Origin of the sequence: Oerskovia enterophila, from assembly GCF_001692445.1 — a bacterium.
GTDB lineage: Bacteria > Actinomycetota > Actinomycetes > Actinomycetales > Cellulomonadaceae > Oerskovia > Oerskovia enterophila.
Genome location: NZ_MAQA01000012.1, coordinates 1 through 21,424, shown reverse-complemented (window position 1 = coordinate 21,424; position 21,424 = coordinate 1). Strand labels below are relative to the sequence as shown.

The 21,424-nt window shown below is 72.6% G+C and carries 21 protein-coding genes and 2 tRNA genes; 6 read left to right on the top strand and 17 right to left on the bottom strand.

Going from position 1 to position 21,424, the window contains the following annotated elements; genetic code table 11:
* Nucleotides 1-9: 9 nt before the first annotated feature.
* Complete coding sequence (locus OERS_RS06755; protein WP_068625256.1) at nt 10-897, bottom strand: VOC family protein; 888 nt, start codon at nt 895-897, stop codon at nt 10-12.
* 288 nt (nt 898-1,185) lie between these two features.
* A complete protein-coding gene (locus OERS_RS06750) occupies nt 1,186-2,067 on the bottom strand; it encodes an SDR family oxidoreductase (RefSeq protein ID WP_068625216.1) in 882 nt (293 codons plus the stop codon).
* A 126-nt stretch (nt 2,068-2,193) separates the two neighbouring features.
* Between OERS_RS06750 and OERS_RS06745 the strand changes: the two genes are divergently transcribed.
* The 3 genes from OERS_RS06745 (at nt 2,194) to OERS_RS06735 (ending at nt 4,290) form a co-directional block, all read left to right on the top strand.
* Entirely contained in the window at nt 2,194-2,604 is a 411-nt protein-coding gene (locus OERS_RS06745) for a winged helix-turn-helix transcriptional regulator (RefSeq protein ID WP_255354265.1), read from the top strand.
* 139 nt (nt 2,605-2,743) lie between these two features.
* A complete protein-coding gene (gene moaA, locus OERS_RS06740; RefSeq protein WP_068625215.1) occupies nt 2,744-3,898 on the top strand; it encodes a GTP 3',8-cyclase MoaA in 1,155 nt (384 codons plus the stop codon).
* A gap of 155 nt (nt 3,899-4,053) precedes the next feature.
* Nucleotides 4,054-4,290: a hypothetical protein gene (locus OERS_RS06735; protein ID WP_068625214.1), complete on the top strand. Its 237-nt coding sequence runs from the start codon at nt 4,054-4,056 to the stop codon at nt 4,288-4,290.
* A gap of 36 nt (nt 4,291-4,326) precedes the next feature.
* Here OERS_RS06735 and OERS_RS06730 read toward each other — a convergent pair whose 3' ends face one another.
* The 3 genes from OERS_RS06730 to OERS_RS06720 form a co-directional block, all read right to left on the bottom strand.
* Nucleotides 4,327-4,875, bottom strand: coding sequence for a molybdenum cofactor biosynthesis protein MoaE (locus OERS_RS06730; protein ID WP_083201274.1), 549 nt, complete (start codon nt 4,873-4,875; stop codon nt 4,327-4,329).
* A 5-nt stretch (nt 4,876-4,880) separates the two neighbouring features.
* A complete protein-coding gene (locus OERS_RS06725; protein ID WP_248948418.1) occupies nt 4,881-6,113 on the bottom strand; it encodes a molybdopterin molybdotransferase MoeA in 1,233 nt (410 codons plus the stop codon).
* Between the two features lie 207 nt (nt 6,114-6,320).
* Complete coding sequence (locus OERS_RS06720) at nt 6,321-6,800, bottom strand: nucleoside deaminase (RefSeq protein WP_068625213.1); 480 nt, start codon at nt 6,798-6,800, stop codon at nt 6,321-6,323.
* A gap of 109 nt (nt 6,801-6,909) precedes the next feature.
* Between OERS_RS06720 and nhaA the strand changes: the two genes are divergently transcribed.
* Nucleotides 6,910-8,358: a Na+/H+ antiporter NhaA gene (gene nhaA, locus OERS_RS06715; protein WP_083201273.1), complete on the top strand. Its 1,449-nt coding sequence runs from the start codon at nt 6,910-6,912 to the stop codon at nt 8,356-8,358.
* A gap of 155 nt (nt 8,359-8,513) precedes the next feature.
* Nucleotides 8,514-10,241 carry an MFS transporter gene (locus OERS_RS06710; protein ID WP_248948416.1) on the top strand — a complete coding sequence of 576 codons (1,728 nt, stop codon included), beginning with the start codon at nt 8,514-8,516 and terminating at the stop codon, nt 10,239-10,241.
* Here OERS_RS06710 and OERS_RS06705 read toward each other — a convergent pair.
* The 8 genes from OERS_RS06705 to OERS_RS06670 form a co-directional block, all read right to left on the bottom strand.
* A complete protein-coding gene (locus OERS_RS06705) occupies nt 10,229-10,795 on the bottom strand; it encodes a DsbA family protein (protein WP_139107726.1) in 567 nt (188 codons plus the stop codon). The two genes, OERS_RS06710 and OERS_RS06705, sit on opposite strands and share 13 nt — an antisense overlap.
* Before the next feature lie 11 nt (nt 10,796-10,806).
* Entirely contained in the window at nt 10,807-11,055 is a 249-nt protein-coding gene (locus OERS_RS21045; protein WP_068625211.1) for an acylphosphatase, read from the bottom strand.
* Entirely contained in the window at nt 11,055-11,480 is a 426-nt protein-coding gene (locus OERS_RS21040) for a DUF1761 domain-containing protein (RefSeq protein ID WP_068625210.1), read from the bottom strand. The genes OERS_RS21045 and OERS_RS21040 overlap by 1 nt, the downstream gene beginning before the upstream one ends.
* A 184-nt stretch (nt 11,481-11,664) precedes the next feature.
* Nucleotides 11,665-12,150, bottom strand: a complete 486-nt coding sequence (locus tag OERS_RS06690) for a dsRBD fold-containing protein (protein ID WP_068625209.1) — start codon at nt 12,148-12,150, stop codon at nt 11,665-11,667.
* Between the two features lie 115 nt (nt 12,151-12,265).
* On the bottom strand, nt 12,266-12,997 hold the full coding sequence (locus tag OERS_RS06685; RefSeq protein WP_068625208.1) for an amino acid ABC transporter ATP-binding protein: 732 nt from the start codon (nt 12,995-12,997) through the stop codon (nt 12,266-12,268).
* On the bottom strand, nt 12,994-13,932 hold the full coding sequence (locus OERS_RS06680) for an amino acid ABC transporter permease (protein WP_082608633.1): 939 nt from the start codon (nt 13,930-13,932) through the stop codon (nt 12,994-12,996). Before OERS_RS06680 ends, OERS_RS06685 begins: the two co-directional genes overlap by 4 nt.
* A gap of 1 nt (nt 13,933) precedes the next feature.
* Nucleotides 13,934-14,788: an ABC transporter substrate-binding protein gene (locus tag OERS_RS06675; RefSeq protein ID WP_068625207.1), complete on the bottom strand. Its 855-nt coding sequence runs from the start codon at nt 14,786-14,788 to the stop codon at nt 13,934-13,936.
* A gap of 158 nt (nt 14,789-14,946) precedes the next feature.
* Nucleotides 14,947-15,441 (bottom strand): MarR family winged helix-turn-helix transcriptional regulator, encoded by a 495-nt coding sequence (locus OERS_RS06670; RefSeq protein WP_068625206.1) that lies wholly within the window; start codon nt 15,439-15,441, stop codon nt 14,947-14,949.
* A gap of 110 nt (nt 15,442-15,551) precedes the next feature.
* On the opposite strand from OERS_RS06670, the gene OERS_RS06665 reads away from it, so the two are divergent.
* A complete protein-coding gene (locus OERS_RS06665; protein ID WP_068625205.1) occupies nt 15,552-16,175 on the top strand; it encodes an NADPH-dependent F420 reductase in 624 nt (207 codons plus the stop codon).
* Between the two features lie 152 nt (nt 16,176-16,327).
* Here OERS_RS06665 and OERS_RS06660 read toward each other — a convergent pair.
* The 4 genes from OERS_RS06660 to OERS_RS06645 form a co-directional block, all read right to left on the bottom strand.
* Nucleotides 16,328-16,401 (bottom strand) — tRNA-Met (locus tag OERS_RS06660).
* Between the two features lie 426 nt (nt 16,402-16,827).
* A tRNA-Met gene (locus OERS_RS06655) sits at nt 16,828-16,901 on the bottom strand.
* Between the two features lie 63 nt (nt 16,902-16,964).
* Nucleotides 16,965-17,996 (bottom strand): aldose 1-epimerase, encoded by a 1,032-nt coding sequence (locus OERS_RS06650; RefSeq protein ID WP_068625204.1) that lies wholly within the window; start codon nt 17,994-17,996, stop codon nt 16,965-16,967.
* A 294-nt stretch (nt 17,997-18,290) separates the two neighbouring features.
* Nucleotides 18,291-21,305, bottom strand: coding sequence for a UPF0182 family membrane protein (locus tag OERS_RS06645; RefSeq protein ID WP_068625203.1), 3,015 nt, complete (start codon nt 21,303-21,305; stop codon nt 18,291-18,293).
* Between the last annotated feature and the right edge of the window lie 119 nt (nt 21,306-21,424).

Below are 21,424 nucleotides of genomic sequence, written 5' to 3'. Positions count from 1 at the left end.
GAGCGCGCCTCAGCGCACCGCGACCTCGATGAGGTTCTTCCACGGGTCGTCGAACCGCAGCGTCGCGCCGTCGTGACGCATCTGGATCCCGCGCCGGGACAGCCGGTCGACGAGCGCCGTGACGTCGTCCTCGGAGGGCACCGAGATCGCGACCTGCCCCAGGCCCAGCGTCGAGGCACGCGGCCCCGCCCCCTGGCTGTTCCAGGTGTTCATGGCCATGTGGTGGTGGTACCCGCCCGCCGAGACGAACAGTGCGCTCGGCAGCGAGGCCGTGGCCTCGAAGCCCAGGGTGTCGACGTAGAACTCGCGGGCCGTGGGGATGTCGCCCACCTGGAGGTGCACGTGCCCCACCACGGTGTCGTCCGGCCCGACGACGTCGGTCGAGAGCGCACGCTCGAGCGCCGCGTCCGTGAGGTGCTCCTGCATGAACGCGTTGGGGTCGATGTAGAGCGTGTCCATCGCGACCTGGCCGTCCTGCCAGCTCCAGGTCTCGCGCGGGCGGTCGTGGTAGAGCTCGACGCCGTTGCCCTCGGGGTCGGTGAAGTAGAACGCCTCGGAGACCAGGTGGTCGCCGCTGCCGACGAACGTGCTGGGCGCGGTGCGCGCGACCGAGGCGACCGCTGCCGCGAGCGCGGGCGCGTCGTCGAACAGCAGGGCCGTGTGGAACAGGCCCGCCTCGCCGCGGCGTGCGCGCGGCAGGTCCTTGCCGCGGCGCAGGACCACGAGCGGGGTCGCGCCGCGCCCGAGGACCACGGTCTCGTCGCGCGAGCCGGTCCCGGCGCCGGGGATCGCCGCGAGCAGGGCGTCCGACGGCGCCAGCACGGCCAGGGAGAGCGCGTCCCGGTAGTAGCGGGTCATCAGGTCGAGGTCCGCGACGTGCAGCGTCACGGCGTCCATCGCGGTCTCCGCGGACAGCAGGTCCTTGGTCGCGAAGGCTGTGGCGTCGGTGCCGGGCAGGCGGGAAGCGGTCTCCGCGGGGCTGTTCGTTCGGTCAGTCATGGTGTCCTCCGTCCAGGGCCGGGTCCCGACCTCTGCCTTCCAGAATAGTTGAAGGTTTAACTAAATGGAAGCCCACGATGTTCCCGGCACCTGCCCGTCGGCGTCGAGTGCATGGTTGTGCTGCGACACGCCGGGCGTGTCGCAGCACAACCATGCACTCAGCGGGAGGCCGCGGTCAGGCCGACGTCATGCGGCCGACGTCACGCCCACCGCAGCCCGCAGACCCTCGGCGAGCGGCGTCGTCGGGCGCCCGATGAGGCGCGCGAGCTCGCCCGACGTCGCCGCGAGCAGACCGTCGCGCGTGTTGCCGTCGAGCGCGACCACGAAGCCCGCGGTCCCCTCGTCGAGGCCCGCGTCGAGCAGGACCTGGGTGTGCACCTCGGGGGTCACGTCCTGGTAGACGACCTCGCGACCGACGATCTCCGCGATGGTCGCGGCGAGGAACGGGTAGTCCCACGCGACGTCGCCCGAGAGCTCGTGGACGCCGCCCTCGTAGGCCGCGTCGTCGTTGGCCGCGGCGAGGACCACGGCCGCCGCCTCGGCGTAGTCCTTGCGGCTCGCGGACGCGACGCGCCCGTCGCCCACGCTGCCGAGCACGACGCCGGTCTCGCGCGCCTGCTCGACGTTGCCGACGTAGTTCTCGGTGTACCAGCCGTTGCGCAGGATCGTGGCGGGCAGGCCCGAGGCCGCGATGAGCTCCTCGGTCGCCTTGTGCTCGGGGGCCAGGACCAGCGCGGACATGGTGGCCTGCGGAGCGCTGGTGTAGACGAGGTGGCGGACGCCGGCGGCCCGGGCAGCCTCGACCACGTTCGCGTGCTGCTGGACACGCTGACCCACCTCGGAGCCCGAGACGAGGAGGACGACGTCGACGCCCTCGAGAGCGGTCCCGAGGGTCTCGGGGCGCGAGTAGTCGGCCTCGCGGACGACGACGCCACGCTCGGCGAGGTCGGCGGCCCTGGCCGGCGTGCGGACGGCGGCGACGACCTGCTCGGGGGCGACGCCGCGCTCGAGGAGCGAGTCGACGACGAGGTGTCCGAGGTGTCCGGTGGCGGCGGTGACGGCGATCATGGGGTCCTCCTGAAGGGGTGGTGGGTACCGCGACAGCCTGGCACTAACTTTTCGTAAGTGCAATCCTTTCAGCAGTGCGGCATACATCACAGTGCTCACGAACCGCCTGCGCGCTAGGCTGTCCTCGTGACAGACCTCCAGCCCGCCCCCGAGACCACGGGACCGTCCGACGAGATGCTCGCGGACGTGTTCCAGCGCGGCTGCACGTCCCGCCACGCGCTCGAGGCCGTGACGGGCCGCTGGGGAGTGCTGACCGTCGCAGGGCTGCGGGACGGCGCCGTGCGCTTCAACGCGCTGCGTCGACGCATCGACGGCGTGAGCGAGAAGATGCTCGCCCAGACGCTCCAGGGGCTCGAGCGCGACGGGCTGGTCGTGCGCGAGGTCCGCGCGACCATCCCCCCGCACGTCGAGTACTCGCTCACCGACCTCGGGCGGGTCGTCGCCGACAAGCTCGTCGACCTCATCGACGTCCTCGAGGGCGCGGTCCCGCAGGTGGTCGCCGCCCAGGAGGCGTACGACGCCCGGTCCGCGCGCTGACCCGTCACCGCTTGTTCGCGCGGCCGTCCCGCCGAGTGCCGGATCGCGCTGCGACACGCCCGGCGAGTCCCAGCCGAATCACGCACTCAGCACTGGGCAGACCCCGCCCGACCTCCCGCCGCTGCGTAGACTCGCGACCATGACTGCCGTCGCGCTCGGCCTGCCCCGCGTGCGCTCCTCCGGGGCGCCGAGCACCCTGGGACGCCCGGACACCGAGGCGCTCGTCGACCGCTACGGTCGCGTCGCCCACGACCTGCGCGTCTCGGTGACCGAGAAGTGCTCGCTGCGCTGCACCTACTGCATGCCCGCCGAGGGGCTCCCCGCGATCCCCCGCAAGGACCTGCTGACCCCGGCCGAGATCGGGCGCCTCGTGGGGATCGGCTACCGCCTGGGCATCCGCGACGTGCGGTTCACGGGCGGCGAGCCGCTCATGCGCCCCGACCTCGCCGAGATCGTGCGCCGCTCACGCGCCGCCGCCCCGGGCGTGCGGATCTCGATGACGACCAACGCGATCGGCCTCGACAAGCGCGTCGGCGAGCTCGTGGATGCCGGGCTGGACCGCGTCAACGTGTCGCTCGACAGCATCGACCGCCGGCACTTCGCCGAGCTCACGCGGCGCGACCGGCTCCCCCAGGTGCTCGCGGGGATCCAGGCCGCGCTCGACGCGGGCCTGTCGCCCGTCAAGCTCAACGCGGTCCTCATGCCCGAGACCCTCGCGGGTGCGGCCGACCTGCTCGCCTGGGCCGTGGAGCACGGGTGCCGGCTGCGGTTCATCGAGCAGATGCCGCTCGACGCGGACCAGAACTGGGACCGCGACCAGCTCGTCTCGGCCGAACGCCTGCTCGACGTCCTGGGCGCCCGCTTCGACCTGACTCCCGTGGGTCGCGAGGACCCGTCGGCCCCCGCCGAGGAGTGGGCCGTCGACGGCGGGCCCGCGACCGTCGGGATCATCGCCTCGGTCACGCGCTCGTTCTGCGGGGACTGCGACCGGACCCGGCTCACCGCGGAGGGGACCGTGCGCTCGTGCCTGTTCGGCAACGAGGAGGTCGACCTGCGCGCTCTCCTGCGGTCGGGTCACGACGCGGGCTCCCGGGCAGCGCCACGCACGCACGTGCCCGACGACGGCGCGTCCGACGCGCAGATCGCTGCGGCCTGGCAGGCAGCCATGTGGGCCAAGCCGTTCGCGCACGGTCTCGACCGCGGGGCCCCCGACGCCGGGGCGATCGGCGGCCCGGCAGGCGACCCCGAGGCCTTCGCGCGCACCGAGCGCAGCATGGGCGCGATCGGGGGCTGAGGACCCGCTGGACGCGGCGGGCGACGCGCCTCGACCAGCACGTCGACGAGCACGTCGACGAGCCGCGCAGAACGTGTCCAAGGTCATCGGGTGATCCGCCCCGGCGACCCTCGCGGCGCCCGGCCGGAAGGGCCCTCCAGACCTACCATGGAGGAGTGGCACTCCTCGAACTTCCCAGCGACACCAGCACCGCCCCCGAGCCCGCTCCCCGGACCGACGCCCTCCCGGTCCACCGCCCCGGCCCGAGCCGCCTCACCGCGGGCCCCAGCACGGTGCTCGGCACCCTGATCGGCACTGTGGCGGGCACGCTCCTGCTCGCCGGCCCCGGCCTGATCCTGGGCGCCCTCGTCGGCATCGGGTTCGGCCTCCTCAAGGACAACCCGCGCGACTGACCGGGCAGGCGTCAGCCCCCTCCCGGTACAAGGCGCCTAGAGCCCGACCCACTCGGAGTCGCCGTCGGTGAAGTGCTGACGCTTCCAGATGGGTACCTCGGCCTTGATGCGCTCGACGAGCAGCGAGCAGGCCGCGAACGCCTCGGCCCGGTGCCCCGAGGCGACGCTCGCGACGAGCGCGACGTCCCCGATCGTCAGCACGCCGTACCGGTGGACGGCCGCGACGCGCAGGCCCGTCTCCGCGGAGACGGCCGCGCAGCACCGCCGGAGCACCTCGGTCGCGTCGGGGTGCGCCTCGTAGTCGAGGCCCGTGACGTCGCGCCCGCCGTCGACGTCCCGCACGACCCCGCGGAAGGTCACGACGGCGCCGCACTCGCGCGAGGACACCGCGCCTTCCACGGACCGCACCACGGCGTCGTCGAGCACGTCCCTCGTCACGCGCGACACGTCGCGCGCTGCGGCACCGCCCTGCCCGTCGATGCCCGGCTGCTCGCGTCCCGCGTCGGCGACCGGCGCGCCCTCGTGCTGCTTCTCGTCGCGCGTCACCGTCTGGTCTCCCTCGGTCGTCGTGCCCGTCCCGTCCATCCCGCTCACAGCCTCACGACCCGTACCTGCTCGCCCGCCGCGACGCGCCCGACGCCCTCGGGCACCTCGATGAGCACGTCGGCCGCGGCCATGGTCGCCACGAGGTGCGATCCCGCGCCGCCGACGACCGTGACCCTCCCGTCCGGTCCCGTGCGCCCCCGCAGCATCTGCCGCTTGCCCGGCGGCGAGACGATCACCTCGACGGTCCTGCGGGTCTCGGGGTCGCGTCGTGGTCTCCCCGCCGCGCGTTCGAGGACGTCGCGCGCGAACACCACGAACGAGACCTGGGCGCTGACCGGGTTGCCCGGGAAGGTCAGGACCGGCGTCCCGTGGACGGTGCCGAAGCCCTGCGGCCCGCCGGGCTGCATCGCGACGGGACGGAAGGTCACCCCGTCCCCCAGGGTGTCCTTGACGACCTCGTACGCCCCCTGGCTCACACCGCCCGACGTGAGGATCAGGTCCGCCTCCTGCGCGGCCCGTGCGAGCACGGCCGACAGCTCGGCAGGGTCGTCCCCCGTGCGCTCGGCCAGGGTCACGACGGCGCCGGCCCGCCGGGCCGCGGCCGAGAGCCCGGTGAGGTTCGCGTCGTAGACCTGCCCGGGGACCGCGACCTGCCCGGGCTCGACGACCTCGGTCCCGGTCGAGACGACCGCAACACGTACGCGCACCACGACGTCGAGCTCGGCCACCCCGCACGACGCGGCCGCGGCCAGGTGCTGCGGGCCCAGGAGCGTCCCGGCGGGCAGGACCAGGTCGCCTGCGCGGACGTCGGACCCGACGTCACGCACGAACTCGCCGGCGCCGCGCGGCGCGAGCACGCCGACCTGGTCCCCGAGGGTCCCTCGCGTGGCCCCGGGCGTGCGCCCACCGAACCTCGCGGCGTCGGTGTCCTCGACGGGCACGACGGCGTCGCTCCCCTCGGGCACGACGGCTCCGGTCATGATCCGGGCCGCGGTCCGCGCGGCGAGCGGGGCGGGCACGCCCGGCCCCGCGGGGATCTCCGCGACGACGGGCAGCAGCACAGGGCTCCCCTCGGTCGCGCCTGAGACGTCCGCGGACCGCACCGCGTACCCGTCCATCTGGGAGCTGCGGAACCCGGGCAGGGGGGACGGTGCGTGCAGGTCGGTCGCGAGCACCCGGTCGAGGGCGTCGGCGATCGTCACGCGCTCGGAGCCGCGACCGGCGAACGCGGGGCCCAGGAGCGCCTCGACCTCGCGACGGTGCTGCTCGACGCTCACCCGCACCACGCCCGTCGCCGACGGTGGACTCTCCGCCGGTGCCGTCTCTGCACCGAAGGCGAGCCCCGTCGTCGGGCCGCTCGATCCCTCGCTGCTCGGCGCAACCCGCTCTGCTGTCACTTCTGCTCCTCGTCCGGGCCCCGCCCAGGGCCACCTTGCCCCAGCCTGTCACGACCGGGCTGCCGCGAGCACGAACGCCCAGCGGGCTCAGTAGCCGGTGTGAGAGTCGAGCGCGCGCCAGGCGTCGAACGGCTCGCCCGACGATGCGGTGCGCTGCCGCCGGACGGGCGGCGAACGGTCCTCAGGAGCCTCCGCGAAGAACTCGTAGAACGTGGCGTCGTCGAACCCTGCGCGTGCCGCGTCTCCTCGGTCGGCCGCGAACCAGATCGCGTCGACCCGTGCCCAGAGGCCTGCCGCCAGGCACATGGGGCACGGCTCGCAGCTCGCGTAGAGCACCGACCCTCGAAGGTCGAACGTCCCCAGGGCGGCGCAGGCCGCTCGGATCGCGACGACCTCCGCATGAGCAGTCGGGTCGTTGGTCGAGGTCACGCGGTTGGCGCCCTCGAAGACCTGTCCGTCCGAGGTCACGAGCAACGCGCCGAACGGCCCCCCGTCGGCGGCGACGTTCGCGACGGCGACGGCAACGGCTCTCTCGAGGTGCGCGGCGTGCGTGTCAGAGGTATCCATCGGTCGACGCTAGCAGCGAGGGACGCGAGGCACGGACGCCCCGCGCAGGCGGCCCGCACGGTTCCGGACACCCGTTGCGCCAGGCGCCGCGCGCTGCGACCTTGGAGCGGTGACGTCCACTCCCCCGGTCCCGCCGACCCAGCCCGGCGGGCGCCCGCTCCTCCCCACGCTCGACCAGCGCCCGGGGCCGCCCCTGCGCTTCCCCGTGCGTCCGGTCGCCCCGGCCGTCCGGCAGTTCCTCGCGACCGAGGCGGGCGGCGCGGTGCTCCTCCTCGCGGCGACCGTGATCGCGCTCGTGTGGGCGAACTCGCCGTGGTCTGCCGCGTACGAGGACCTGTGGTCCACCACGGCCGGCATGCACGTCGGCGACTGGTCGCTCGACATGGACCTGCACCACTGGGTCAACGACGCCGCCATGGCGATCTTCTTCCTGGTGATCGGCCTCGAGATCAACCGCGAGGTCACGAGCGGCGAGCTCCGCAACCGCCGGACGGTCGCGGTCCCCGCGCTCGGCGCGCTGGGCGGCCTCCTGGTGCCCGCGCTGATCTACCTGGCGTTCAACGCGGGCACCGACGCACAGCACGGCTGGGGCGTGGTCATGTCGACCGACACCGCGTTCCTCGTGGGGGTCCTCGCACTGTTCGGCCCGCGCTGCCCCGACCGGCTCCGGCTGTTCCTGCTGACGCTCGCGGTCGTCGACGACATCGGGGCCATCACGGTGATGGCCGTCTTCTACAACGACGGCGTGTGGCTGCCCGGGCTGGGCATCGCGGGCGTGCTCGTGGTCGCGCTCCTCGTGATGCGCTGGCTCGGTGTCTGGCGCCTCGCGCCCTACGTGGGCGTGGGTGTGGCCCTGTGGCTCGCGGTGTACTCCTCGGGCGTCCATGCGACGCTCGCGGGCGTGCTCGTCGGGCTGCTCATCCCGTCGCGCCGGTCGCGACGCGACCAGGTCGACGACGTCCCGGGGTACGCCCAGCGGCTGCGCGAGGAGACGACGGCGGAGCGCGAGCACCTGACCGAGCTCGCCGCGCGCGCAGCGGTCCCCGCGAGCGACCGGCTCCAGCGCGTCCTGCACCCGTGGAGCGCGTACGTCGTGGTCCCCGTGTTCGGTCTGGCCAACGCGGGCGTGCAGCTCGACGCCGAGTCGTTGTCGGCCGCGATGACGTCCCGGCTGACGATCGGCGTCGCGGTCGCGCTCGTGGTGGGCAACGCCGTCGGGATCTTCGGCGCCTCGGCCCTCGCGCTGCGTCTCGGCCTGGGCGACCTGCCCGGCCGGGTGCGCTACTCGCACCTGCTGGGCGGCGCGATGCTCGCCGGGATCGGGTTCACCATCTCGCTGTTCATCGCCGAGCTCGCGTTCGACGACGAGGCGCTGGTCGAGCAGGCCAAGATCGGGATCCTCGCGGGCTCGCTGGTCGCCGCGGTCGCGGGCTCCGTGACGCTGCGCATCCTGGGCGAGCGGCTGCCGCTGTGCTCGCCCGAGTCCCCCGGACCGCCGCCCGGGCTGCCCCCGAGACCGTGGCGGGCGCCCGAGGCCGCGCAGGACGCCGACGCGTAGACCTCCTGGCCACCGACCGGTCACGACGCCCGTCGTGCGGTGGCCCGTCCGCCCCCCGGGCGACACACTGAGACTCTCAGCGGGCCGCCGACGACCCGCTGCCGCGACGCAGACGACAGGGGCGACCATGGGCTCGCGCAGCACCAGAGCAGACCGTGCCACGCACCGCTGAGCGCGCCACGGGCATCGTCCTGCTGACGCTCGCCTCGGGCCAGTTCGTCATGACGCTCGACAGCTCGGTCATGAACGTATCGATCGCCCAGGTCGCGCACGACGTGGGCACCACCGTGACCGGCATCCAGACCGCGATCACGCTCTACACGCTCGTCATGGCCACGCTCATGATCCCGGGCGGCAAGATCGGCGGGCTGATCGGACGCCGTCGGGCCTTCGTGATCGGCTGCGTGATCTACGCGTGCGGGTCCTTCACGACCGCCCTGGCACCGAACCTCGGCGTCCTGATCTTCGGCTGGTCCTTCCTGGAGGGGATCGGCGCGGCGCTCATCATGCCCGCGATCGTGGCGCTCGTCGCCTCGAACTTCGCCGCCCCCGACCGGCCGCGCGCCTACGGTCTCGTGGCCTCGGCGGGCGCCATCGCCGTGGCGGCCGGGCCGCTCATCGGCGGGCTCGTCACGACGTACTGGACGTGGCGCTACGTGTTCGCGGGCGAGGTCGTGATCGTGGCCGTGATCCTGCTGCTCACGCGCAAGATCGCCGACGCCCCGCTCGGCCCGAGGTTCCGGCTCGACCTGGTCGGCGCTGCGCTCTCGGCGATCGGCCTGGGCGTCGCGGTGTTCGGCGTGCTGCGCTCGGGCGAGTGGGGCTGGGTCCAGACGCGACCCGGCGGACCCTCGTGGATCGGGCTGTCCCCGACCATCTGGCTGATCCTCGCGGGGCTGCTGGTCCTGCGGCTGTTCTTCGCGTGGGAGCACCGCGTCGTCGCGGCGGGCAAGGAGCCGCTCGTGCGGCCCGACATGCTGCGCAACGCGCAGCTCAACGGCGGCCTGACGATGTTCTTCTTCCAGTTCCTGCTCCAGGCCGGGCTGTTCTTCACGGTCCCCCTGTACCTGTCGGTCGCACTGGGGATGTCCGCGCTCGACACGGGCATCCGCCTGCTGCCGCTGTCCGTGACGCTCCTGATCGCCGCGGTCGGGATCCCGCGCTTCTTCCCGCGCGCCTCGCCGCGCACGGTCGTCCGCTGGGGCGTCGCCTCGCTGCTCGGGGGGATCGTGAGCCTGCTGGCCGGGCTCGAGGTGGGGGCCGGCGCCGAGGTGGTCACGGTTCCCCTGGCCCTCGCCGGGCTCGGTGTGGGGGCGCTGGCCTCGCAGCTCGGGGCCGTGACGGTCTCGGCCGTGCCCGACGAGGAGAGCGGCGACGTCGGCGGGCTGCAGAACACCCTGACGAACCTGGGGGCCTCGCTCGGCACCGCGCTCGCGGGGTCGGTGCTCATCGCGGGCCTCACGGCCACGTTCCTCCAGGGGGTCGCGGACAACCCGGCGGTCCGCGCCGAGATCGCCGCGACGGCCCAGGTCGAGCTCGCGGGCGGGGTCCCCTTCATCTCCGACGCCCAGGTCGAGGAGGCGCTCACGGCCGCTGGCCTGCCCGACGACGAGGTCGCCGCGATCACGGCCGAGAACGAGGCCGCGCGCATCACAGGGCTCCGGGCGAGTCTCGCGGTCCTCGCGGTCGTCGCACTGCTCGCACTCTTCTTCGCGCGGCTGATCCCGACCCGCCCCGTGGGCGAACCGGCCGCCGGTGGGACCGGGCCGGACGACTCGGCACCTCCCCGTGAGCCCCAGGACCGGGACGAGCCCGCTGCCCACGACGCCGCGGGGGCGCCGTCACCGCCTGCTCCGGAGGACGGGACCCCTCAGGCGCCCTGACCCGCGGCGGCCAGCGCGGCGGCGACCGCGGCACGCAGGCCGTCCTCGGTCACGCGCCCGCGGTACCTCTCGCCGTCGACGTACACCGTGGGCGTCCCGCGCACCCCGAGCGCGGCCCCGGCCAGGTAGTCACGCTCGACGACGTCTCCGTGCCGCTGCGCTGCGTCGCCGACCACGCTCGCACCGTCGAGCCCGAGCTTCTGCGCCCAGTGCGCGAGGGCCGTGTCGTCGAGCCGGTCCTGGTGCGCGAACAGGAGGTCGTGCATGTCCCAGAACCGGCCCTGCTCCCCCGCCGCCTCGGCCGCGAGCGCCGCCGTGAGCGCGTACGGGTGCACCTCGAAGAGCGGGAAGTGGCGGAAGACCAGGCGCACCTGCCCGCCGGACTCCTCGACGACCGATCGCAGCGCGGGCGCCGCGTCGTGGCAGTAGGGGCACTCGAAGTCGCCGAACTCGACGATCGTCACGGGGGCGTCGGGGTTCCCGAAGACGTGGGCGTCGGGCGGGACGAGGTCGGTGGCTCGCGGCGTGGCAGGGCCGCCCGGTGCGGAGGTCATGTGCCCCAGCATCACACCGGCCGCACGTCGACGCCCGTTACCCGGCCCGGCGTCCGATCGCTGCGCAACCAGGCGACCAGGGCGTCGACCGCGGACGCCGCTCCACGGGCCGTGACGAGCACGGTCCCGTCGGGCAGGTTCTGGGCCTCGCACGCGAGGCCCAGCTCGGCCGCCCGGCGTGCGGTGGCCCAGCGGAAGCCGACGCCCTGCACGTGACCGTGCACGACGGCGCGGACCGCAGCGTCGGACGCGTCTGCCACTACTGCCAGACCCCGAGGATCGCGCCCATGACCGCGAGCGAGAGCACGTCGTGGAGCCCGTCGATCACGGTGAGCTGGGTCGGCAGGTGTGCGAACCCGTTGTGGATCACGTGGGCTCCGGCCCGGAGGACCAGCCCGACGACCGCACCGAACAGCAGTCCCTCCCAGAGTCCCTCGACGCCCGTCGCCAGGATCAGGGCTCCGAGCAGGATCGCGGTCAGGAGCGAGGCGATTCCCGTGGCGACGAAGCGCGGGCCTGCGCCGGCGCTGCTGTTCATCTCCTCCTCGGTCAGCCCGACGAGCCCGGCCCACCGTCTGCCCAGGGCCCCGCTCGCGTAGAAGAGGAAGCCGACGAGGAACGTCGAGGCGGTCGCGACGAGCACGGCCCACCAGTTGAGGTCTCCGATCGCGTCCAGCCATGCCATGTCCCGCTCCTCCCGCGAGCGCCCTCACGGGCGACACCGACCGGCGGCGCGCCGCGTCACCGTCTCCAGGCCAGCGAGGCCCGCCTCCCGCCGCCCTCCCGTCATGCCGCGCACTGCTCACGGCGTGCGATCACCGACCGACGTGGGTCGGTCGTCACCGGTCCGGGGCCTGCCGCGCCTCCGCTCAGTGGTGCACGTGCGCAGGCACCCCCGTGGAGCCCTCGATCTCCGACTCCGCGAGGCCGAGCAGCCGGTCGGCGAGCGCGCGCAGCGCACGCGCCGCGGCGACGTGGTCGCCGATCGCCTCGATCTCGGCGTCCCCGGGGTCCTTGCGAGCCCTGCCCACGGCGTGGAGCTCGGACGGGACGTCCCCGACCAGGATGGCCTCCGCCGTCGTGCGTCCCTCGCTCTCCACGAGGCTGACCTGGACGTGCCAGGACTTCGAGTGCACCGGGACCGTGACCTCGTGCGCGACGGCCCCCTCCACCGGGGCGCGGACCAGGGTGTCCGGCCCCGGGTAGACCAGGGTCCGTTCGCCCGTGTCGGCCCACTCGACCAGGAAGGGCGGCGAACCGTCCTCGTGCTGGACCTCGACGACCATGCCGTCCCGCACGGCGCCGCCCACCACCCCCGAGGCCCGGATGATCCTGTCTCCCACCGCTGCCTTCATGACGTGCCTCCTCGTTGAGGAACCTGCTTCCATCATGCGCGCCGCGGGCCGCGCACGAAAGGGCGCGCGCCGCCCGGCGGAAGCCACGGACCCCGCAGGGGCCGCCGTGCCCCGGTCAGCGCAGCCGGCGCAGGAACTCCCGTGTCCGCTCGCGCTGCGGGTCGCCGAGGACCTGCTCGGGCGTGCCACGCTCGTGCACGCGCCCCTGGTGCAGGAAGCAGACCTCGTCGGCGACCTCGCGCGCGAAGCCCATCTCGTGGGTCGCGACGAGCATCGTCACGCCCTCGGCACGCAGGTCCGCGAGCAGGTCGAGGACCTCGCCCACGAGCTCGGGGTCGAGCGCCGAGGTGACCTCGTCGAGCAGCAGGAGCTCGGGCGAGGACACGAGCGCGCGCGCGATCGCGGCCCGCTGCTGCTCTCCCCCGCTGAGCTGGTCGGGGTAGGCCGTCATGCGGTGCGCGAGGCCGACCCGGCGCAGCATGGCCTCGGCCGCCGCCTCGGCCTCCGCGCGACCCCGCTTGTGCACGAGGCGCGGGGCGAGGGTCACGTTGTCCATGACCTTCATGTGCGGGAACAGGTTGTAGGACTGGAACACCAGGCCCATGCGCGCCCGGACGACGTTCGCGTCGAGACGCGGGTCGGCGACGTCCTGGCCGTCGAGCAGGATCTCGCCGTCGTCGATCTCCTCCAGGAGGTTCACGACGCGCAGCAGCGTCGACTTGCCCGAGCCCGACGCCCCGACGAGCACGACGCAGCGGTGCTCGTCGACGTCGAGGTCGATCCCGTCGAGCACCAGGCGCTCGCCGTACGACTTGCGGATCCCGCGCAGGGACAGCAGGTGGCTCATCGGATGGCCCCCGCACCGCTCACGGTCGCGAGCGACCCGCGCCAGCCCTGGCGCGCCGAGTAGACGTCGACCACACGCGTGAGCGGGATCGAGACCAGCAGGAACAGGACGCCCGCCACGACGTAGGGCGTGAAGTTGTAGCTGCCCGAGGCAGCGATCTGCGCGGCCCGGATCGCGTCCACGGCACCCAGGATCGAGATGAGCCCCGAGTCCTTCTGGAGCGAGACGAGGTTGCTCGCGAGCGGGGCGGTCACGTGCCGCACGGCCTGCGGCAGGACGACCCTGCGGGTCGTCTGGGCGCGCGTGAGGCCGAGCGATCGCGCCGCGGAGACCTGCGACGGGTGCACCGACTCGATCCCGGCCCGGAACACCTCGGCCAGGTACGCGGTGTACGTGAGGATGATCGCGAGCGCACCGAGGAACGCCCCCGACGTCGGCAGCCACTCGAGCCGAAGCGCCGGCAGGCCGAACCCGACGAGCAGCAGGACCAGCAGCAGCGGCACGCCGCGGAACACGTCGACGTACGCGACCGCGAACGCGCGCAGCGGGAACAGGGCCGGGATGCGGCTCGTGCGGATCACGGCGAGCGTCATGCCGAGCACCATCCCGACGACCGACGCCACGACCCACACCCGCAGGTTGAGCCACAGTCCCTCGGCGATCGCGGGCAGCGAGTCCCAGGCGCTCTGCGGGGAGAAGAACGCGTCGCGCGTGCGCTCCCACCCGGGGGCCGTGGTCACCACGACATACAGGACCGCGACGACGACCACGGTCGAGAGGACGGACACCCATGCGGCCCGACGGCGGCGCGCACGTCGGTAGGACTCCCTCGCCCGGGCGAGGGGCGACGGGGTCCAGCCCGCGCTCGCGGGGCGAGCGCCGTCGTCGGGCACGGGGCCGTCCTGCGGCGCGGCGCCCGACGCGCCCTCGCTCATCTCAGCCCAGCTCGGGGATGTCGTCCGACTTGAGCCAGGTCGTGCGCAGCTCGGCGAGCGTGCCGTCGGCCTCGAGCGCGTCGACCGCGGCCGAGACGCACTCGGTGAGCGTCGAGTTGAGGTCGAGGACCAGGCCGTACTGCTCGACCGTGCCCTGGTCCGGCAGCGTGCCGACGACCACGGAGTCGGGGAAGTACTCGGTCGAGGCCGCGACGCCCTGGTCGACGTCCATGATCATGACGTCGATCGTGCCCGACTGCAGCGCCGTCATGCCGTCGCCCGCACCGTTGAACGGGACGAGGTTCGCGTCGTCGCCGAATGCAGCCTTGGCGAGCGTGAGGCTCGTCTGGGCGGCCGTGACGCCGATGCGCAGGTCCTTGAGCTCGTCGAGCGTCGTGGCCGAGGCGTACGGGCCTGCCTCCTGCACGATCACGCCCTGGCGCGTCGTGAGGTAGGGGCTCGAGAAGTCGACGGCCTTGCGGCGCTCGTCCGAGATGGACGTCTGCCAGGCCGCGAAGTCGAACTCCTTGATGCTGGGGCTGACGATCTGCTCGAACGTCACGAGCTCCCACTCGACGTCGTCCGCGGCGTACCCGAGCCGGTCGGCGACCTCGTAGACGAGCGCGGACTCGAAGCCCTCGCCGCTGTCGTGCTCACCGATGTACCAGGGCGAGTAGGCCTCGCCCGCGGCGACGGTCAGCTTGCCGTCGGTGTGCGTGGGCAGGGCGCCCGGCTCGCACGTGGGGGTCGCTGCGCCGGACGGACCGGCGTCGGTCGACGAGTCGGACGAGCAGCCCGCGAGGAGCAGGGCGGTCGAGACGGCTGCGACGGGCAGCACGGCGTTCAGGCGGCGCATGAGGACCTTCCGGGGTCAGGAGGGTGACGAGGCGGTACCGGGCCGCCGCGGGTGACGCGTGCTGCCGGGACTCGCCGGAGGTCGACTCTACGCCGGTCCCACGCGGTGAGACATAGGCGGGACGTCCGGTGAGACGGTGGGGCGCATCACACCGCGCGTCAGTCCTCCGGGAGGTGGAGCGCGTCGAGCCGCCCTTCGGTGTCGAGGGACTCGAGGATCGCCCGGGCGATCCCGTCGAGCTGCTCGACCTGCTCCGGGGTGAGGCGGTCGATGATGTGCTCGCGCACCGTGCCGACATGGCCGGGTGCGGTCGCGACGACCTTGTCCCACCCTGCGTCGGTCAGGACTGCGAGCGTGGCCCGGCGGTCCTCGGGGCAGGGCGTGCGCTCCACGTAGCCGCGCCCCTCGAGCCGCTTCACGACGTGGGACAGGCGCGGCAGGGTCGCGTTGGTCTTGAGCGCGAGGTCCGTCATGCGCAGCGTGTGGTCCTGGGCCTCGGAGAGCATCGCGAGCACGAGGTACTCGAAGTGGGTCAGCTGCGCGTCGCGCTGGAGCTGGGCGTCGAGCACGCCCGGGAGGAGCTCGGAGACTGCCTGGAGGCGCATCCAGGTCCGCAGCTCGCGGGGGGAGAGCCATCGCACGTCGTCGGTCATGGACCCAGTCTACCGAAGATGGTTGACACAACAACTAAGCAGGTCTATGTTAGTTGTATCAACAACTAATCACGCCGGCTCGGGCCGACGTCGCAGCCCCGGAGGACTTCATGACCAGCATCACGATCATCGGCGCAGGGAACATCGCAGCAGGCGTGGCGCGTATCGGCCTCGACGCCGGCGCACAGGTCCAGGTCCTGGCGCGCGACGCCGAGAAGGCCGCGGCGCTCGGCTCGGGCGCGTCGTTCACCTCGGGCGTCGTGGGTGACGAGATCACGGGCGAGCTCGTGGTCCTCGCCCTCCCCTTCCCCGCGGTGCCCGAGGTCCTCGCGCAGTACGCGGGCCGCCTCGACGGCAAGGTCCTCGTCGACCCGACCAACCCCGTCGACTTCGCCACGTTCGATTCGCTCGTCGTGCCCGCCGACTCCTCGGCCGCCGCCGAGATCGCCGCGCTCGCCCCGACGGCCAAGGTCCTCAAGGCGTTCAACACCAACTTCGCCTCGACCCTCGCGAGCGGACAGGTCGCCGACCAGACCGCGACCGTCCTCGTCGCGGGCGACGACAACGACGCCAAGGGCACGCTCGTCAAGCTGGTCCGTGCAGGTGGGCTCAAGGGCGTCGACGCCGGCTCGCTCAAGCGCGCTCGCGAGCTCGAGGCCCTCGGCTTCGTCCAGATGACGCTGGCCGGCTCGGGCGCGACCCAGTGGACGACCGGCTTCTCGCTCGCCGACTGACACGTCGCGATCGGTTGTCAGAGCTGGCCCGGGGTCGAGCCCGGGCCAGCTCTGACAACTCATCCGGGGCACACGGCGCCATTCAGGACCGTGCAACCCGGGAAATGACGAAGGCCCGGTGCAGCATTTCTGCTGAACCGGGCCTTCCTTTGTAGCGGGGGCAGGATTTGAACCTGCGACCTCTGGGTTATGAGCCCAGCGAGCTACCGAGCTGCTCCACCCCGCGTCGGTAAACACCACTCTACGCGATCTTCGGCCTGCACTCCTACCTGATTCCCTGTCGGCCACGTCACACCTCGGACGATGTGACCCCTGGCAGGCGGACGACGGACGGCCGCTGGGCCGCGATCCGGCAACGGGCCGGGTAGCGAGGCCACGGCGGCGCGCACCCGGTCGCGAGCCGCACCGTGACCAGCCCGATCAGTTGTCAGAGCTGGCCCGGGGTCGAGCCCGGGCCAGCTCTGACAACTGATCCGGGCGCGCAACGCGACGCAAGGACTCCGCGGGAGCCTCGCCGAGCCGAGCGGGCCGAGCGGCGAGAAGGGCAGGCCTCGACGGGCCGACCAGCGGGTCGGGCGCCAGACGGGTGCGCCATACCCCACGCATGACGAAGGCCCGGTGCAGCATTTCTGCTGAACCGGGCCTTCCTTTGTAGCGGGGGCAGGATTTGAACCTGCGACCTCTGGGTTATGAGCCCAGCGAGCTACCGAGCTGCTCCACCCCGCGTCGGTAAACACAACCTTACGGGAGATGGGCCGAGGCGCCAAATCGGGCACCCCGGCCTCCCGTTCACCCCTGGCGCGGCGCGACCACCCGGGCCCCGAAGCGGAACTCGCGCCCCTCCCCCGGCTCGAGCCGGACCTGCTGCGCACAGTCGGGGCGGTTGAAAGCGTTCGTCAGGCTCTCGACGGGTTCGAGCGCGATCGACGTCCGCGCCCGGCCGCCCAGCCCGTCGCCCGTGTAGACGTGCATGTTGCCGCGCTCCTGCCACACCTCGACACCCGCGCCGGTCGCCGGGTCGAGAACTCGCGTGCGAACCCGGCCGTCCGCGTCGGGCACCAGGTCGGTGAACGCGGTGTCGAGCGTGGTCCCGGCGAGCCCCAGCGGCCCGACGACGCCACGCACCTCCCGGGCCGTCTCGCCGTCGAGCGGGATGAGGCTGGCATCCGTCACGATCGTCGCCCGCGCCGGCACGTGCAGCTCCAGGGCGTCGATCGTGGCGTGACCTGGGATGCGGAAGTACGGGTGCCAACCGGCCGTGACCGGCGCGGCCACCCGCCCGGCGTTGCGGTAGGACCAGGTCACGTCGAGGGTCTGCTCGGTCAGCTCGAAGCGGATCCTCGTCTCGAGGTCGAACGGATAGCCTGCGACGTCGGTCGACCGGACGCACGTCGCGAGCGTCACCGAGACCGCACCGTTGGCGGGACCGTCGACGTCGGCGTCGGGCACGACCTCCCAGTCCTGGAGCCGGACGAAGCCGTGGAGGGTACCGATCTCTCCCGGTGCGGGCGGGACATGGTGCCTGGCTCCGTCGAACGTGTAGGCCCCCGCGGCGATGCGGTTGGCGAACGGGAACATGAGCCCCGAGCGCGTCGCCTCCTGCGCGAGCAGCTCGGACTCGGCCTCGTACCCGTCGAGGAGGTCAAGAACTTCGCGCCCCACGGAGCCGATGCCCCACGGCGCACGCCAGGCCAGCGCGGTCGCACCGCGGAGGGCGACGACGAGCTCCGCGCCGCTCGGATGGATGAGCGCGACCGTCGGCAGTGCGCCGAGCGCCCCCTCGACGATGTAAGCGTTGCTGCAAACGGTTGCACTGGTCATGAGGCCCAATGCTTGCCTGCCGTACCAGAAATGACAAACCGTGCCGTCCGGTCGCGCGTGTCGGTCACCCTCAACGTCCGGGTCCGTCACCCTCGGCGTCCGGGCCCGTCACCCTCGGCGTCCGGGCCCGTCACCCTCGGCGTCCGGGCCCGTCACCCTCGACCGGGTAGGCGGCTTCCGCAGACACGACGGAGCGCCGCCCCCGACCCTCTCGGATCAGGAGCGACGCTCCGTCGTCGTGCTGCTCACCTCGACGGGTGGCCGCCGCTCGGGCGCCCCGTGCGGGGCGTCGTGTCACGGTGTCGCGGTGTCCCCCAGCTGCTGCTCTGCGGCGATCGCCGACTCGAGCGCGGTCTGCAGGCGTTCCTGCGACTCGCCGTACGCCGCGAAGTCACCCTCGGCGAGGGCGGCCTGACCGTCCTTGATCGCCTGGCTGGCGGCCTGGAGCGCCTGGTCGAGCTGGGCGCGCGCCTCGGGGTTCTCGGTGCCGGTGTCCGGCGTGGTGCCCGTGCCGGGATCGGTACCCTCGGCCGGCGGGGTGGTCTCCCCGTCCGTCGGGATCTCCGGCAGGACCTCGCCCCCGGCATCACCCGCGTCCGCACCGGACTCGCCCCCGAAGACCTGGTTGAGGGCTTCGTCGAGCGTGTCCGCGAACCCGACCTGGTCACCGAAGTTGACCAGCACCTTGCGCAGCAGCGGGAACTTGGTGCCTTCGGACGCCTGGACGTACACGGGCTGCACGTAGAGCAGCCCGCCGCCCACGGGAAGCGTGAGCAGGTTGCCGTGGATGACCGTCGAGTTGCCGCGGCTGAGGATGTTCAGCTCGTTGGAGACCGTGGGGTCCGAGTCGAACGTGTTCTGCACCTGGCCCGGTCCGGGGACCGTGGCGTTGCGCGGCAGCTCGAGCAGCCTGAGCTTCCCGTAGCTCTCCGACTTCACGCCGGCCGTGCTCCCGGCCTCGGCGTCGACCGCGAGGAAGCCCGTGAGGATCTCTCGGTCGGAGTTGCCGCCCGGGATGAACGTCGTCATGAGCGAGAACGCCGGCGCCTCCTGACCGGGCATCTGGAGCGTCAGGTAGTACGGCGGCTGGAACGGCTTGGTGCCGGCCCCGCGCACCGTGGGGTCGCGCGGCACGTTCCAGAAGTCCTGGCCCGAGAAGAACTCGCGTGCGTCGTCGACGTGGTAGCTCGTGAGCAGCGAGCGCTGGACCTTGAACATGTCCTCGGGGTAGCGCAGGTGGCTCATGAGGTCGCCGCTGATCTCGGAGATCGGCTGGAGCGAGGTCGGGAACACGTTGTTCCACGCCTTGAGGACGGGGTCCTCGGTGTCCCACGCGTACAGGTCCACGGAGCCGTCGTACGCGTCGACGGTGGCCTTGACCGAGTTGCGGATGTAGTTGACCTGCTGCGGCGCGAGGGCCGCGACCGACTGCGAGTTGACCGTCAGGGTGTCCTGCGTCGCCTCGTCGAGGGGCTGCGACGCCGAGTACGGGTAGCTGTTCGTCGTGGTGTAGCCGTCGACGATCCACTTCACGCGCCCGTCGACGACGGCCGGGTAGACCTTGCCGTCGAGCGTCAGATACGGGGCGACCTTGGCGACGCGGTCGCGCGGCGAGCGGTCGTACACGATCTGCGAGTCGGCCGTGACACGGTCGGAGAACAGGATCTGCTCGGAGCCGAACTTGAGGGCGTAGAGCAGCTTGGTGCCGAACGAGCCCACGCTGGGACCCGCGACGGCCCCGTCCTCGGCGCCGAACGTGTTGTTGACCTGGCCACCGGCCTCGTCGTCCGGATAGTCGAACTCCCACGGCTGGGTGCCCTCGGGGGCTCCGACGATCGAGTACTGGGTCGAGTCCGGGCTGAAGTAGATGCGCGGCTCGTACTCGGGCAGCGACCCCACCGAGGGGATGTCCCCCTCGTAGAAGGCCGGCTGCCCGCCCGGGCCGATCTGGTTGCCGTACGCCGCGACGACGCCGTAGCCGTGCGTGTACACGGTGTGGTCGTTGACCCAGTTGCGCTGGCTCGCACCCAGACCGGCGAGGTTGAGCTCGCGGACCGCGATCACGGTGTCACGGCTCTCGCCGTCGATCATGTACCGGTCGACCGAGAGGGTCTCCTGGAAGTTGTAGTACTGCTTGTTCTGCTGGAGCTGGCGGAACGTCGGGCTGACGATCTGCGGGTCGAGCAGTCGGATCGACGCGGTCGTGTCGGCGTCCGCGCGCAGGGCGCCGGCCTCGGCCTGGGTCTTCGCGTCGTAGTTCGCGGCCTCGACGTCGTCCAGCCCGAACGCCGTCTTGGTCGCGTCGATGTTGCGCTGGATGTACTCGGCCTCGAACTCCTGGGCGTTCGGCGCGACCTGGAAGCGCTGGACCACGGCCGGGTAGATGCCGCCGATCGCGATCGCGGAGACCACCATGAGGCCGACCCCGATCGCGGGCAGGCGCCAGTTCCCACGGATCGCCGTGAGCACGAACAGCAGCGCCACGAGGATCGCGACACCGGTCAGGATCGCCTTCGAGGGGATCACGGCGTTGACGTCGGCGTACGAGGCGCCGTCGAACTTGTCACCCGTCGAGGTCAGCAGCGAGTAGCGGTCGAGCCAGTAGTTCGCACCGATGAGGAGCATGAGGACCGCAGCCGTCACGGAGAGCTGCACGCGCGCGGCCTTGGTGGTGCGGGGCCCGTTGCCGGCCCCCGCGCCGATCCGCAGCCCGCCGTACAGGTAGTGCGTCGCGAGCGCCCCGATGCCCGCGATGATCACCGCGGCCATGAGGAACCCGACCACGAACCGCAGCACGGGCAGCGTGAACACGAAGAACGAGATGTCCATCCCGTACTGCGGGTCGTCGGTGCCGAAGGGCACCGAGTTCATCGCCAGCAGGACCGTGCTCCACTGCGAGGACGCCGCCGCTCCGGCGAAGAACCCGATGATGGCGGGCCCAGCGACGGTCACGACCTTGCGCAGCGGCTCGACGGCCTCGCGGTACTGGTCGAGCGTCGCCTGCTCGGGCGTCGAGGGCGCGTAGATGGGGCGTGACCGGTAGGCGAGCGACAGGGACAGGAAGACGAGCCCTCCCATCACCAGGAAGCCGCCGACGAACAGCGCCGCGCGGGTCCCCCACTCGGTCCACAGGACGTCCTGGAAGCCGAGCTGGGTGAACCAGAGGACCTCGGTCCAGAACTGGGCGAGCAGGAACAGCAGGAGGACGAGGGCGGCCACGACTGCGACGGCAATGCCGAGCGGGCTACGTCGTCGTTTGGAGCCGGCCTCGCGCCCTGCGGGGCGTCGTGGCGCTGCGGCGAATGACACGGTGGGCTTACCTCTTTGCGTTCGGTCGAGCGTCAGGTCGTCGGGCGTCTGCACCGGTCCCCGTCGCTCGCGCCGACCGCCCGCATCCACAGGTGGTCCACAGCCCTGACAGGGTCCGG

Bases quoted from the DNA above. Each gene is read 5' to 3' on its own strand.
- OERS_RS06720 (WP_068625213.1), bottom strand. From the start codon at position 6,800: ATGGATACCTCTGACACGCACGCCGCGCACCTCGAGAGAGCCGTTGCC.
- OERS_RS06685 (WP_068625208.1), bottom strand. From the start codon at position 12,997: ATGAGCCACCTGCTGTCCCTGCGCGGGATCCGCAAGTCGTACGGCGAG.
- OERS_RS06755 (WP_068625256.1), bottom strand. From the start codon at position 897: ATGGACGCCGTGACGCTGCACGTCGCGGACCTCGACCTGATGACCCGC.
- OERS_RS06665 (WP_068625205.1), top strand. From the start codon at position 15,552: ATGACCAGCATCACGATCATCGGCGCAGGGAACATCGCAGCAGGCGTG.
- OERS_RS06675 (WP_068625207.1), bottom strand. From the start codon at position 14,788: ATGCGCCGCCTGAACGCCGTGCTGCCCGTCGCAGCCGTCTCGACCGCC.
- OERS_RS06730 (WP_083201274.1), bottom strand. From the start codon at position 4,875: ATGGACGGGACGGGCACGACGACCGAGGGAGACCAGACGGTGACGCGC.
- OERS_RS21040 (WP_068625210.1), bottom strand. From the start codon at position 11,480: ATGGCATGGCTGGACGCGATCGGAGACCTCAACTGGTGGGCCGTGCTC.
- OERS_RS06680 (WP_082608633.1), bottom strand. From the start codon at position 13,932: ATGAGCGAGGGCGCGTCGGGCGCCGCGCCGCAGGACGGCCCCGTGCCC.
- OERS_RS06690 (WP_068625209.1), bottom strand. From the start codon at position 12,150: ATGAAGGCAGCGGTGGGAGACAGGATCATCCGGGCCTCGGGGGTGGTG.
- OERS_RS06670 (WP_068625206.1), bottom strand. From the start codon at position 15,441: ATGACCGACGACGTGCGATGGCTCTCCCCCCGCGAGCTGCGGACCTGG.
- OERS_RS06650 (WP_068625204.1), bottom strand. From the start codon at position 17,996: ATGACCAGTGCAACCGTTTGCAGCAACGCTTACATCGTCGAGGGGGCG.
- moaA (WP_068625215.1), top strand. From the start codon at position 2,744: ATGACTGCCGTCGCGCTCGGCCTGCCCCGCGTGCGCTCCTCCGGGGCG.
- OERS_RS06750 (WP_068625216.1), bottom strand. From the start codon at position 2,067: ATGATCGCCGTCACCGCCGCCACCGGACACCTCGGACACCTCGTCGTC.
- OERS_RS06705 (WP_139107726.1), bottom strand. From the start codon at position 10,795: ATGACCTCCGCACCGGGCGGCCCTGCCACGCCGCGAGCCACCGACCTC.